Origin of the sequence: Nonomuraea maritima, assembly GCF_900100395.1 — a bacterium.
In the GTDB taxonomy this organism is placed as follows: domain Bacteria; phylum Actinomycetota; class Actinomycetes; order Streptosporangiales; family Streptosporangiaceae; genus Nonomuraea; species Nonomuraea maritima.
Genome location: NZ_FNFB01000021.1, coordinates 117736 through 130192, shown reverse-complemented (window position 1 = coordinate 130192; position 12457 = coordinate 117736). Strand labels below are relative to the sequence as shown.

Here is a 12457-nt window from a genome sequence, read left to right as displayed (position 1 = left end):
CACCACCCGCGACAGTCCCGCATGCTGCCCGAGCCGGGCGCGCTGCTCGAGCGTCGGAGCCAACTCCACACGGAAGCCCTGCCGGTCGGTCATGCCGCGTCCCGCGCCGCGCGCAAGGCCGCCTTGGCGCGGCGCGATGCCGAGCCTCGCCCGTACAGGCGGGCGCAGAACGAGGTGAGGGCCTCGGTCATATCCCGCATCAGATCGTGATCGACTTCGGCGTCATCAATCACGACGATCCGCCGCCCACTCGCCTCGAGCGCGGCCGACAGATGCTCGAGACCGAACCGGGTCAGCCGGTCGCGGTGCTCGACCACGATGGTGGTGACCTGCGGGTCGCGCAGCAGGCGGGCCAGCTTCGGCCGTCTGCCGTTCAGGCCGGAGCCGATTTCGCTCACCACGTCGGCGATGGTCAGCCCCATCCCGGTGGCAGCCGTGACGACTCGGCCCGCCTGCCGCTCGAGGTCCGCCTTCTGGTCAGCGCTCGAGACCCGGCAGTACGCGACCGTCCGGCCGTCCCGTTCGGACGGCTGCTCGAGCACCAGGTACCGGCCGGTCGCGGTCTTGGTGACCGGGACCGGCATTTTCCCGTCTCGCGCCCACTGCCAGGCGGTCTGGTAGTGCACGCCATTCCGCCGCGCCCACTCGGAAAGTTTCACAGACAAATGATGCAGACGGAGACTGAAGACAACTGATGATTCCGCTAGCCGCTAACAACCCCACGAACGAGATCGTCACGCAGACGGCGCAGCCGAGCACCAGGTCGCCTGGTTCCTGCCCCTTGAAAGGACGGCGCGCCATCGTGCCGCGTCAGGTGGCGTCGGGGTCGGGGTCGATCGCGTTGACGAAGGCGGTGGCTTCGGCGTCGTCCATGCCGGTTTCGCCGCGGACGAGGTGGATGGCCTGCTCCTGGCGTCCCTGGGCCTTCAGGGCGCGGACACGGTCGGCGAGGTCGGCGGTGGCGGCGGGGATGCCGGGTGGGGGCGTCCGGGAACCCAGGGCGGGGGTGCCGGCCTGGAGGGAGTCGACGATGTCTTTGGCCTGCTTCAGGCCGAGGCTGGGCAGGCGACCACGCAGCACCTTGATCGCCTCGATCTTGCGGCCCTGCGCGATCAGGCGCAGCAGGTGGTCGCGCAGGTCGGGTGGGATGGCGGGCGTGGGTGGCGGGCGGTGCCCGGACGCGGCCAGTGCCGCGTGCAGGGCCGTGCCTCTTTCGACGGCGTCGACCACTGCCTTGGCCTGCTTGAGCCCGATGCCCGGTGCGCGCTCGCGCAGCACCTTGATCGCCTGTACCTTGCGGCCGCCGGCGACCAGTTGCTGGAGGTGGTCCTGCAGATCGGCCGGGGGCGGCAGCATGCCGGCGCTCCTGGCCGCGCGTGATCTGCTGGCTGCCGTGACGACGATGGCTGTGATGACGGCCAAGGCTGCGACGACGATCAGGAGGGTGTCCAGCACACCCGCATCCTATGCCGACCTGATCTTTCCGTATCGCTCTTATTTCGAAATGTCGATTCATGTCAGGACGAAGTGCGCGGCAACTGCGGCGGCCGTCGTAGGCGGTGCGGGTGGGGCTACTCGAAACCTGGGTGCGTCATCGACTCCGTCATCCCAGGGTGGCGCCGATGGCGGTCATGATGGGGATGGACAGGCCGGTGGTGATCAGGATGGCGCCGCGGGCCAGGTGTCTGCCGGTGTTGTAGGTGACGGCGTACACGTAGATGTTCTGGGCTGTGGGGAGGGCGGCGAACAGGGTGGCGGCCAGGAGGTGGGTGCCGTCGAGGCCGAGGGCGAAGCGAGCGGTCAGGTACGCGACGGCGGGCTGGGCGAACGCCTTGAGTGCGGCGGCCAGGGCGATGTCCTTGCCGACGCCGGCCTCCTCGGGGGCGGCGGCGGTCTGGCGGGAGCCGTACAGGCTGAGGCCGTAGGCGAGCAGCGCGAGCGGGACGGCCGCGCCGCCGAGCAGGTCGACCGGGCGCATGACGGTGTCGGGGAGCGTGATCCCGCTCAACGCGAGCGCCAGCCCCAGGAGGGACGCGACGGTGAGCGGGTTGCGCAGCGGCAGCAGCAGCGCCGCCCGCGCCGAACGGGAGCCCCTGTCCAGGACCAGGAACGAGCCAGGCGTCAACACCAGCAGCTGGAAGAGCAGGATGGGCGCGACGAGGGCGGCGTCGCCCAGCACGTACAGCGAGATGGGCACGCCGAGGTTTCCCGCGTTGACGTAGGAGGAGGCGAGCGCGCCGATCGTGGCCTGGCCCGTGCTGCGCCGCCAGACGAGCTTCGCCACCAGGACGAACGCGAGCTGCGTGCAGACGACCGCGACGACCTCGGTCAGCAGGACGGGGGAGAACAGCGCGTGGAGGTCGGCGCGCGAGACGGTGGCGAACATCAGCGCCGGGGTGGCGACGTAGAACGCGAGCCGCGACAGCACCAGCTCGTCGCCGGCGCGCAGCAGCCGGACGGCCCCGATGACGTAGCCGAGGACGGCGACCGACACCAGGGCGGCAAATGCCGCGACAACCCCCGACAAATTCGATACCTCCTCGACCGCGGTGCCGCGGTGCCTGCCCGGTCCGGAGTCTGGCCGCGCCGGACGCGCCGAGCCTGAGATGAACCCTCAGGAGGCTATCGGAGCGCCCTCTCAGCGGTTCATACTGGTACGAAGCTAAACACCAGGGACAAACGGTGCCGACGGTACGTATGCGTGAAGCGGGGCATATCGTGCGAGTTGTGCGGGTAGGGCGTCTCTCAGAATGGCGCTGACCTGCCAGAACACCATTCGGGGGAGAGCGCCGGTGGCACCACGGGGGGATCTCTGGTGAGCATCGACGAATCACGCGCCGACGAGCCGCTGACAACCGATACCGAATCGGCCACGGCAGCCCGCAAGGGGAGGCTGCTGGCGAACTGGCTGTCGACGACGGACCACAAGGTGATCGGGTACCTGTACCTCATCACCTCGTTCGCCTTCTTCCTGCTCGCGGGCGTGTTCGCGATGCTCATCCGGGCCGAGCTGATCCATCCGGGCCTGCAGCTGGTGAACAACGAGCAGTACAACGCGCTGTTCACCATGCACGGCACGATCATGATGCTGCTGTTCGCGACCCCGCTGTTCGCCGGGTTCGCGAACGTCGTCATGCCGCTGCAGATCGGCGCGCCGGACGTGGCCTTCCCGCGGCTGAACGCCGTGTCGTACTGGCTGTTCCTGTTCGGCGGGTTGATCACGGTCGCGGGCTTCCTGACGCCTGCCGGGGCGGCGAGCTTCGGCTGGTTCGCCTACACGCCGCTGTCGGACTCGACCTTCACGCCCGGCGTCGGCGGCGACCTGTGGGTGATGGGCCTGGCGCTGGCCGGTCTCGGCACGATCCTCGGTTCCGTCAACTTCATCACCACGATCATCTGCATGCGGGCGCCGGGACTGACCATGTTCCGCATGTCGATCTTCACCTGGAACGTGCTGCTGACCAGTGTGCTCGTGCTCATGGCGTTCCCGGTGCTGGCCGCCGCGCTGCTCGTGCTGGCGGCCGACCGCAAGCTCGGCACCCAGGTGTACGACCCGGTCAACGGCGGGCCGCTGATCTGGCAGCACCTGTTCTGGTTCTTCGGCCACCCCGAGGTGTACATCATCGCGCTGCCGTTCTTCGGCATCATCACCGAAGTGATCCCCGTCTTCAGCCGCAAACCCCTCTTCGGGTACGTCGGCCTGGTCGGCGCCACGATCGCGATCTCCGGCCTGTCGATGACGGTGTGGGCGCACCACATGTTCCCGACCGGGCAGGTGCTGCTGCCGTTCTTCTCCTTCTTCACCTTCCTCATCGCCGTGCCGACCGGGGTGAAGTTCTTCAACTGGATCGGCACGATGTGGCGGGGCCACCTGTGCTTCCCGACGCCCATGCTGTTCGCGGTCGGGTTCCTCATCACCTTCCTGATGGGCGGGCTGACGGGGGTCATCCTCGGCTCGCCGCCGCTCGACTTCCACGTCACCGACAGCTACTTCGTGGTGGCCCACTTCCACTACGTCGTCTTCGGCACGGTGGTGTTCGCGATGTTCTCCGGCTTCTACTTCTGGTGGCCGAAGATGACCGGACGGATGCTCGACGACCGCCTCGGCAAGGTGCACTTCTGGACGCTGTTCATCGGCTTCCACACCACGTTCCTCGTCCAGCACTGGCTCGGCGTCGCGGGCATGCCGCGCCGCTACGCCGACTACAGCTCCGTGGACGGCTTCACCGACCTGCACATGATCTCGTCGATCGGCGCGTTCATCCTGGGCGCCTCGACGCTGCCGTTCCTCTACAACGTCTGGTACACGGCGCGGCACGGCAAGAAGATCACCGTGGACGACCCGTGGGGGTTCGGCAACTCACTGGAGTGGGCCACGTCCTGCCCGCCGCCCCGGCACAACTTCACCAGCCTGCCGCGCATCCGGTCGGAACGGCCGGCCTTCGACCTGCACTATCCGCATACCGGCCGGGCGGCGGAGCTGGAGTGACGGCCGTGGGACTGTCCCGCAGGGAGCAGGTGATCCTCGCGGCGATCGAGCGCGAGCTGCGGCGCGGGGGATCGCGCCTGAGCCGCCGCCTGGAGGAGTTCGGCGCGCGCGCCGAGCGCGAGGGACCGCAGCGGTTCGCCGCACAGGCCAGCCGCCGGGAACTGCTGGCCGTGCTGAGCGTCGTGCTGCTGACGTCAGGAGGACTGACGCTGATGGTGCTCCTCGCCGGCGACGCGCCGGTGTGAGTGCGCCCGCCCTATCTCAGCCCGCCGACGGACAGCCCGCCGCGCCAGTGCCGCTGGAGCGTGAAGAACGCGATGACGAGCGGGATGACCGACACCAGCGCGCCCAGGATGATGAGGCTCCAGAGCGAGGTGGTGCCCGCGTTGTTCCCCGACGCGATGCCCTGCCAGAGGCCGAGTCCGACGGTGACCGGGAACAGGCGGTTGTCGGAGAGCATGGCGAGGGGCAGGAAGTAGTTGTTCCACGAGGCCACCGCCGACAGCAGCAGCACGGTGACCACCGCGGGCCGCATCAGGGGCAGCGCGACCTGCAGGAACGTCCGCACCTCGCCCGCGCCGTCCGCCCGTGCCGCGTCCAGGATCTCGTTGGGGATGGCGTCGCGCGCGTACACGTGCATCAGGTAGACGCCGAACGGGTTGAGCAGCGACGGCAGGATCACCGCCCAGATCGTGTTGGTCAGGCCGAGCTGGGAGAACATCATGAAGGTGGGGATCACCAGGGCCGTCGCGGGCACCATCAACGCGCCGAGCACGAGCGCGAAGCTGAAGCGCCTGCCCGCGAACCGGTATTTGGCGAATCCGTAGCCCGCCATGACCGCCAGCAGCGTGGCGCCGACGCCGCCCGCGATCGCGTACAGCGTGGAGTTGAGAATCCACCTGCCGTAGAGGCCGTTGTCATACGTGAACAGCTGCTGGAGGTTGCCGAGATAGTCGATGTTGTCGGCGAACCACAGGGTGTTGCCACCGCCGAAAAGACCGGGCGCGTCCTTGGAACTGTTGACGATGACCCACCAGAACGGCACGAGGAAATACACGACCAGGAAGCCGAGAAACACCTGGAGGGGAAGGTTGCGCTGTGGCCGGGGACGGTTACTCATCACAGGAAGCTCCTCCGCTTGCGGGTGAAGAACAGGAAGGCGTAGACGCCGATGAACACGACCCCGCCGAGCGCGAAGGAGATCGCCGACCCGTAGTTGAAGTTCGCGAGTGAGAATGCCTGCTGATACGCGTACATGTTGGGGGTGTAGTCGGGTCCGATGGCCCCGGCCGCGAGAGACCGCAGGATCTGCGGCTCGTTGAAGAACTGCAGGGTGCCGATCAGCGAGAAGACCAGGATCAGGATCAGTGCCGGGGCGATCAACGGGATCTTGATCCGGAGCGCCACCTGCCACTTGCCGGCGCCGTCCATGCGGGCGGCCTCGTAGAGTGCCGGGTCGATGCCCTGGAGCGCCGCGTACAGGATGATCATGTAGTAGCCGGCCCACTGCCAGGTGACGATGTTGACCAGGCCGATGAAGATCAGGTTGCTGCTGAGAAAGTTAGGTGCGGTGCCGCCGAACAAGGCGAAGATGTCGGTGAGCGGCCCGAAATTCTTGCTGTAGAGAAATCCCCACATGACCGCCCCGATGACCGTGGGGATCGCGTAGGGAAGAAAAATCATGAGGCGGGAGAAACGGGTGAACGCATTGGTCACGGCATCGAGGATCAACGCCATGGCGAGCGCGATGATGATCTGCAGCGGGATGGAGACCAGCGAGAAACGGATGACGAACCACGAGCCGGAGAGAAAACTCGGGTCGGTGAACGCCTTCACGTAATTGTCGAGGAAGACGAAGCTGGTGCCGCCGATCAGCTTCTTCTGGAAAAGACTGAGATACAACGCGTACGCGAGCGGCGCGATGAGTAACGCCAGGAAGACGATCCCGAAGGGGCCGACGAAGAGCCAACCCATCAGATGCTCACGGAGGCGCACCTTTCCACGGTTCTGCTGCGTCGTCTTCTCGGTGCGTGGCGCACTCTTCTCGATCTGGAGGGTCAACTTGGGCTCCGATGTCGATACGGGGAAAAGCGAGGGTGGGCCGGCGGTCGAGTTCCGCGTGGCCCACCCCGGTCGTCACTGAACGGTGAAACCCTGTTCCTTGGCGTAGTTCACCACGTCCTCCTGAAGCCGGTCGGCGGCCTGCGCGCCCGTGTCGGAGCCCTCGATGAGCGCACTGACCTGCTTCGTCATGGCGTCGAAGTAGTACTGGCCGAACGGGCTGTAGGTGACGCCCTTGTAGGCGTTCGCGGCGGGGACGTACACCTCCTTGTTCGCCTGCTGGCCGTCGAAGAAGTCCACCTTCAGGTCCACGAACGCGGGGTCGTTCAGCGCCTTGAGGTTCAGCGGGAAGATGATCTGGTTGGTCCAGCCGTCGGTGAGCGACTCCTTGTCGGCGTAGAGGCCGTACGCCACCTTCGCCGCCAGTTCGGGGTTCTTCGCCTGGCTCGTCACCGAGAAGGCAGATCCGCCCCAGTTCACCTGTACGGGGTTGGCCGCATCCCACTGCGGCAGCGGGGCCACCGCGAACTTGCCGGTGTCCTCGCCCTTGCCGACGCCGGCGCCGGTGAGGTAGCCGGGCGCCCAGGCCGCCGAGATGTACGTCGCGTACTGGCCGTTGATCACGCCGGAGATGTACTCGGGGGTGAACTGGTCCTGCGTGCCGACCAGGCCCTTGCGCGCGAGGTTCGTCCAGTAGTCGAGCACGTCCTTGGAGCCCTGGTCGTTCAGCTTGATGCCGATCGTGCTCTGCTGCGCCGGGTCGTAGGTGAACGGCGCGGCGCCCTTCTGGATCTGCAGCGCCATCGTGAGGGCCGACACGTTCGCGGCGAAGTCACCGAACAGCGGGCCGCCCGCGTCCTTCACCTTCTGCGCCGCCTGCTCGTACTCGGCCCAGGTCTTCGGCGGCGTGATGTCGTACTTCTCGAAGATGTCCTTGCGGTAGATCATCGCCATCGGGCCGCCGTCGACCGGCACGCCGTAGACCGCGCCGCCGACGGAGACGTCCTTCCAGGCGCCCTCGCTGTAGTCGGCCTTGACGGCGTCGTAGCCGTACGGCTTGATGTCGACGAGCGCCTTTTGGATCTGGAAGGTCGGGATGCGGTCCATCTCGACCATGATCACGTCGGGCGCGCCGGTGCCCGCCGAGATGGCCGTCTGGAACTTGTCGTACTCGTCACTGCCCTGGCCGACGTTGGTCCAGCAGACCTGCACCTCCCCGTTCAGCTTGTTGAAGTTGTCGACCACGAGCTGCGTGTTGGGGTACCAGCCCCACATCGTCACAACCGGCAGATCCTTCTTGGGGATCGTGTTCGTGCAGTTGCTCGCGTTGTTCCCACCGCTCGCGGTGGTTCCACCGCCCTGCTCGCCGGAGGAGCAGGCGACCAGCGAGGCCGTGGTGGCGAGCAGGGCCGCCGCCGCGAGGAGCCTCTTCTTCATCCGGTGTTTCCTTCCGAGTTCAGCGCACGGGGGTTCATGCGCTTGTTGATCCAGCGACCGGGGGAGGGGCGCGGGTGTCGCTCCCGCACCCCGTCCCCCGGTCATGTGAGCGCTCACAAATTGGGCGCAAGAGAGGCCGGCCGAAGCCGCCCTTTCAGCGCTTGAACAGGCGCGGAGCCAGGTCGATCAGGTTCTTCTGCCACACGTCCCAGCCGTGCGGCCCAGGGGTGACCCCGTCGAACTCGTAGCGGATGCCGAGGTCGTTCATCGTGGGAAGCGACGCCGTGAACGAGGGGTACACGAAGTCGGTCTGGTCGCCGACGTACAGGCGCAGCAGCTTGGTGCCGTTGTTGATCGCCTCCGCGTCGACGCCCGCCCCGCTGCCGAAGCCCGCCGAGAACGCCGCGACGTACGCGAACCGGCCCGGGTACGCCTTGAGCACCCCGAACGTCTGCCCGCCGCCCATCGACAGGCCGGCGAGGGCCTGCTGCGACGGGTCGTCGGAGACGTTGTAGCGGGCGCGGGTCGCCGGGACGATGTTGTTCAGCAGCTCCTGGTTGAAGTTGGACACGTTGCCGTTGCCCATCACCACGACCATCGGCACCAGGTCCCCGTCGAGGAACTGGTGGTCGAGGATCTGCTTGGCGCGGCCCATCTCCACCCAGTCGGTGTAGCTCTGGCCGCTGCCGTGCTGGAGGTAGAAGACGGGGTACGGCTCCGCGCGGTCGGGGTCGTAGCCCGGCGGCGTCCACACCAGCGCGGTGCGGTCCTGGTTCGCCACGGTGCTCCGGTACGTCATGCTCTCGACCGTTCCGCCCTGACCGGCCGGGACGTCGGAGAGCAGGCGCGCCGCCTCACCGTTGACGAGGAAGGTGCTCCAGGTCGGCTCGGACGTCACCTTCGTCGGGTTCGACACGTCCTTGACCGAGGCCCGGTCCACGATCAGCCGGTAGTAGTAGAACCACGGGTCGAGCGGCCCCACGGTCGCCCGCCACCGGTCGCCCACCCGCGTCAGCGGGACGCGCAGCCAGCTTCCGCCCGGAGCCCAGTTCGCCCACACCTTGACGTTCTGAGCGTCCTGGAACTCCGTCGTCGTCTCGAAGGTGACGAAGCCGTCGTCCGTCACGAACGGCGTCGGGGTGGTGCCCGCCGCCGGCGGGGCGAACTCGCCCTTGAGCTGCCCGTGACCGGCGCTCGGACCGTGGTCCGACACGTTGCGGAACAGTCGCGGCAGGAAGTCGATCAGGTTCTCCTGCCAGGCGTTCCAGTTCCCGCCGGCGTCGGGGTTGACCCCGTCGAAGTCGTAGCCGACGCGGGCGCGGTCGAGCGCCTCGGTGAGGCGGACGGTCGCGTTGTACCCGGGGTCCGTCACGTTCCCCGTGTACAGGCGCAGCAGCTTGACGTGACGGTTGACGTCCTTCGCGTCCAACCGGCCGGGGTCGTCGGCGAGACCGGAGAACGAGCCGACGTAGCCGTACTCGTTCGGGCGGGCCAGCGCGGCAAGCAGCGCCCGCGTCCCGCCCTCGGCCGCACCGGCCACCGCCTGACGCGCGGGGTCGCGGTGGACGCGGTAGCGGTCGCCGACCGCCTTCCGCAGGTCCTTCAGCTCCTTGCCGTCGGTCGCCCCGGAGATCGCGACCACCATCGGCTCGATGTCGCCCCTGGCCGACAGGTTGTCGAGGATCTGCTTGGCTCGACCGAGGTCGAGCCAGTCGCCGGCGGCCCCGCCGGACTGCAGGAACAGCACCGGGTACGGCTTGGCGGGACGCTGGGCCGCGTAGCCGGGCGGCGTCCACACCAGTGCCGAGCGCTCCTCGGCCTTGGTCTGGTAGGTCAGGGTCTCGACGGTGCCGCCCTGACCCTGCGGAGCGTCCGCCAGCAGGCTCGCGGAGTCGCCCGCGACGAAGAACGTGCTCCACAGCGGCTGGGACGCCACCTGCGTGCCGTTCGTCGGGTCCTTGAGACCCTTGGTGTCGTCACCGGTGACCTGGTAGGTGTACAGCCCCGGCTTGAGCGGGCCGAGGACGCCCGACCAGGCGTCGCCCCGGCGGGTCAGGCCGAACTCCACCCAGGTGCTGGAGGGGCCGAAGTTCCCCTCGATGACCACCTGCGACACCTGGCCGATGGCGGCCTGGACCGAGGCCGCCGGGAGGGTGAAGGACGCGTAGCCGTCCGCGGAGACGTCCAGCCACGGCGTCTCCGCCGTCATGGTCGCCGCCGTGGTGGCCGCCGCAGTACCCGCTGCGGCCGGGGAGGCGAGCGACACCATCGCGATCGCCAAAGCTCCCGCGGCGACCGCGGTGGTGAGCCGACGCACTCCGTTGGGGCGTGAACTGCCGTGATAAAGTAAAGATGACACTAAGCAACTCCTTTGATGGGACCGGACCGCGGATGGCGCCCGACTGGCCGGCCTGATTCATCGATGGATGTGCTGTTCGGTTGGGATCCACACCTCCGTTCGTCAAGTGGTTCGCTTTCTCCGTCTGACGTTTCTCTCAAGGCGACGTCAGACGGAATGCGACGGCTCACCCGTGGGGTGGCGTCACAGTCTGGGGGCTGTGGTGGAGCCGCGCACCACCAAGCGGGTCGGGAGCACGATGTGCCGCGGTCCTCGCCAATTGCCGCACACCAGCGACTTGAGCATGCGGCCCGCCTCGTGCCCGAGCCGGTACATCGACTGGTCGATCGTGGTCAGCCCCGGATCCGCGAGGGCGGACTCCAGGATGTTGTCGAAGCCGACCACCGACAGGTCGCCGGGGACGCTGAGGCCCAGATCCTTCGCGACCTCCACCACCTTGAGCGCCATTCCGTCGCTCGCCGCGAAGATCGCCGTCGGGCGGTCCGGCCGGGACAGAAGTTCCCGGGCGAGCGGCACCGCGGACGCGGGGTTGAAATCGCCTCTTCCGATCAACGTGGTGTCGATCGGGACGCCGGCATCGGTCAGCGCCTTGCGGTAGCCCTCCTCGCGCGACAGCGCGGCCGCCAGCCCGGACCGGCCCGCGATGAATCCGATGCGCCGATGGCCCAGGTCGAGGAGATGCTCGACCGCCGTGGTGGCGCCCGCGAGGTTGTCGGCCATCACCGACGGCACCGTCGAGTCGGTCGCCGGGTCGACGGCCACGAGGGGGGTGCTGCTCTCCAGCTTGCTCCACGGCGTGACCACGATGCACCCGTCGGTGAGGGTGCCCGACAGGCGGGCCAGGTGGCGCTTCTCCCAGCCCTCGGAGTACGTGCCGTACAGGTCGCTGTTGGCGTAGATGATCAGGTCGAAGCCTGACTGGCTCAAGGCGTCCATGACGCCCTTGAGCACCTCGGCGGTGTAGGGCTGGAAGCTGTGCGTCACCAGGCCGAGGACGTTGGTGCGGCTGCGCCGCAGGCTGGTGGCCACCAGGCTCGTCTCGTAGCCGAGCTGCTCGATGGCCGAACGTACGTGGGCGACGGTGCTGGCGCTCACACCGTAACGCCCGTTGACCACCCGCGAAACGGTCGCGGTGGAGACGCCGGCTAATCGTGCGACATCACTCATCGTCACTGGCGCGCCGCCCTCGGCCATGCCGCCCTCACAGTTGCAATCGTTATCGGTTACGTTTGCAGCGCAAAAGTAAGCGATAAGTGAAGGTTGAGACAAGACCCATTTCGGGCGGCCGTACCGAGGAGGAAGGATCGGCCGGATCGAGGGCGGTGAACGCCTCCCTTACGGGAGGCCGCGTCAGGACTCGGTGGTGGCCGCCGCCAGGATGCGGGCGAGCTCCGCGGGCTTGGTGAACATGGGCCAGTGGCCCGAGTCGATGTCGGCGTACTCCAGGTGCTTGACGCGCGAGAGCTCGGGCAGCTGGCCGGCGTCGAGCAACTCCTTGGCCTGGGCAGGGGTGTACTCAGGGCAGACGAGGACGACCGGGACGTCGTACCGCCGCTCGTCCCGCAGCCGCACCACGCCCTTCGACACCTGTTCCGGCACGGGGATCGCCGCGGCCGCGATGCGCTGCTTGGCCTCCTCGTCCAGGTCGACCGAGTCGGCCCCCTCGAACGGCCCCCAGCCGGGGAACGGCATGACGCCGTCCTTCGTCTCGAAGAAGTCGGCGTACTCGCTGCCGTCATCGCTCGGGAAGCCGCCGACGAGGGCGACCTTGGCGACCCGCTGCGGTCGCGCGTCGGCGGCCAGCCAGGCCAGGCTGGAGGCCGCGGAGTGCCCCACCACCAGGACCTTTCCCGGCGCCGCGTCCACGGCGTCGATCACCGCCGCCACCTGGTCGTCGAGGGTGGCCGAGGTGGAACCGTCGCCCTGGCCGGGCAGCGTGATCGGCACGGGACGGTGGCCGAGCGCCTCGAGCTCCGGCACGACCTCGTCCCACGCGGAGCCGTCGAGCCAGAGGCCGGCGACGAGCAGGATATCCATGATCAGTCCTCTTTCAGTGGGGAAACCCGACGGCCGGAACCCTGCCGTCACGCAGGCATGCTAGGACCGATACC

The 12457-nt window shown here is 68.0% G+C and carries 12 protein-coding genes; 2 read left to right on the top strand and 10 right to left on the bottom strand.

Going from position 1 to position 12457, the window contains the following annotated elements:
• The 4 genes from BLR04_RS42850 to BLR04_RS27810 form a co-directional block, all read right to left on the bottom strand.
• Window positions 1-93 (bottom strand): helix-turn-helix domain-containing protein (locus tag BLR04_RS42850; RefSeq protein ID WP_143022238.1); only part of this gene is annotated, 93 nt, incomplete at its 3' end.
• Entirely contained in the window at window positions 90-659 is a 570-nt protein-coding gene (locus BLR04_RS27820) for an IS607 family transposase (protein WP_090770708.1), read from the bottom strand. The genes BLR04_RS27820 and BLR04_RS42850, both read right to left, overlap by 4 nt.
• Window positions 660-810: 151 nt before the next feature.
• Window positions 811-1455 carry a hypothetical protein gene (locus BLR04_RS27815; RefSeq protein ID WP_090770707.1) on the bottom strand — a complete coding sequence of 215 codons (645 nt, stop codon included), beginning with the start codon at window positions 1453-1455 and terminating at the stop codon, window positions 811-813.
• 148 nt (window positions 1456-1603) lie between these two features.
• On the bottom strand, window positions 1604-2527 hold the full coding sequence (locus tag BLR04_RS27810) for an AEC family transporter (RefSeq protein WP_090770705.1): 924 nt from the start codon (window positions 2525-2527) through the stop codon (window positions 1604-1606).
• Window positions 2528-2848: 321 nt separating this feature from the next.
• Here BLR04_RS27810 and ctaD point away from each other — a divergent pair, with 321 nt between their 5' ends.
• Both ctaD and BLR04_RS27800 read left to right on the top strand, forming a co-directional pair.
• The gene (gene ctaD / locus BLR04_RS27805; protein WP_218129210.1) at window positions 2849-4489 is read left to right on the top strand and encodes an aa3-type cytochrome oxidase subunit I; all 1641 of its coding nucleotides are present in this window, start codon (window positions 2849-2851) and stop codon (window positions 4487-4489) included.
• The gene (locus BLR04_RS27800; RefSeq protein WP_090770703.1) at window positions 4486-4734 is read left to right on the top strand and encodes a DUF3040 domain-containing protein; all 249 of its coding nucleotides are present in this window, start codon (window positions 4486-4488) and stop codon (window positions 4732-4734) included. The genes ctaD and BLR04_RS27800 overlap by 4 nt, the downstream gene beginning before the upstream one ends.
• Before the next feature lie 11 nt (window positions 4735-4745).
• Here BLR04_RS27800 and BLR04_RS27795 read toward each other — a convergent pair whose 3' ends face one another.
• The 6 genes from BLR04_RS27795 to BLR04_RS27770 all read right to left on the bottom strand — a co-directional run bounded on the left by BLR04_RS27795 (window position 4746) and on the right by BLR04_RS27770 (window position 12383).
• Window positions 4746-5609, bottom strand: a complete 864-nt coding sequence (locus BLR04_RS27795) for a carbohydrate ABC transporter permease (protein ID WP_090770702.1) — start codon at window positions 5607-5609, stop codon at window positions 4746-4748.
• A complete protein-coding gene (locus tag BLR04_RS27790; protein ID WP_090770700.1) occupies window positions 5609-6550 on the bottom strand; it encodes a carbohydrate ABC transporter permease in 942 nt (313 codons plus the stop codon). The genes BLR04_RS27795 and BLR04_RS27790 overlap by 1 nt, the downstream gene beginning before the upstream one ends.
• A gap of 75 nt (window positions 6551-6625) precedes the next feature.
• Window positions 6626-7987: an ABC transporter substrate-binding protein gene (locus tag BLR04_RS27785; RefSeq protein ID WP_090770699.1), complete on the bottom strand. Its 1362-nt coding sequence runs from the start codon at window positions 7985-7987 to the stop codon at window positions 6626-6628.
• A 154-nt stretch (window positions 7988-8141) separates the two neighbouring features.
• Window positions 8142-10304: an alpha/beta hydrolase gene (locus BLR04_RS27780; RefSeq protein WP_218129208.1), complete on the bottom strand. Its 2163-nt coding sequence runs from the start codon at window positions 10302-10304 to the stop codon at window positions 8142-8144.
• A 225-nt stretch (window positions 10305-10529) separates the two neighbouring features.
• Entirely contained in the window at window positions 10530-11513 is a 984-nt protein-coding gene (locus BLR04_RS27775) for a LacI family DNA-binding transcriptional regulator (RefSeq protein WP_218129207.1), read from the bottom strand.
• Window positions 11514-11696: 183 nt separating this feature from the next.
• Window positions 11697-12383: an alpha/beta fold hydrolase gene (locus tag BLR04_RS27770; RefSeq protein ID WP_090770694.1), complete on the bottom strand. Its 687-nt coding sequence runs from the start codon at window positions 12381-12383 to the stop codon at window positions 11697-11699.
• Window positions 12384-12457 lie beyond the last annotated feature (74 nt).

Coding starts and splice junctions, on each gene's coding strand:
- BLR04_RS27785 (WP_090770699.1), bottom strand. CDS start 7,987: ATGAAGAAGAGGCTCCTCGCGGCGGCGGCCCTGCTCGCCACCACGGCC.
- BLR04_RS27775 (WP_218129207.1), bottom strand. CDS start 11,513: ATGAGTGATGTCGCACGATTAGCCGGCGTCTCCACCGCGACCGTTTCG.
- BLR04_RS27795 (WP_090770702.1), bottom strand. CDS start 5,609: ATGAGTAACCGTCCCCGGCCACAGCGCAACCTTCCCCTCCAGGTGTTT.
- BLR04_RS27770 (WP_090770694.1), bottom strand. CDS start 12,383: ATGGATATCCTGCTCGTCGCCGGCCTCTGGCTCGACGGCTCCGCGTGG.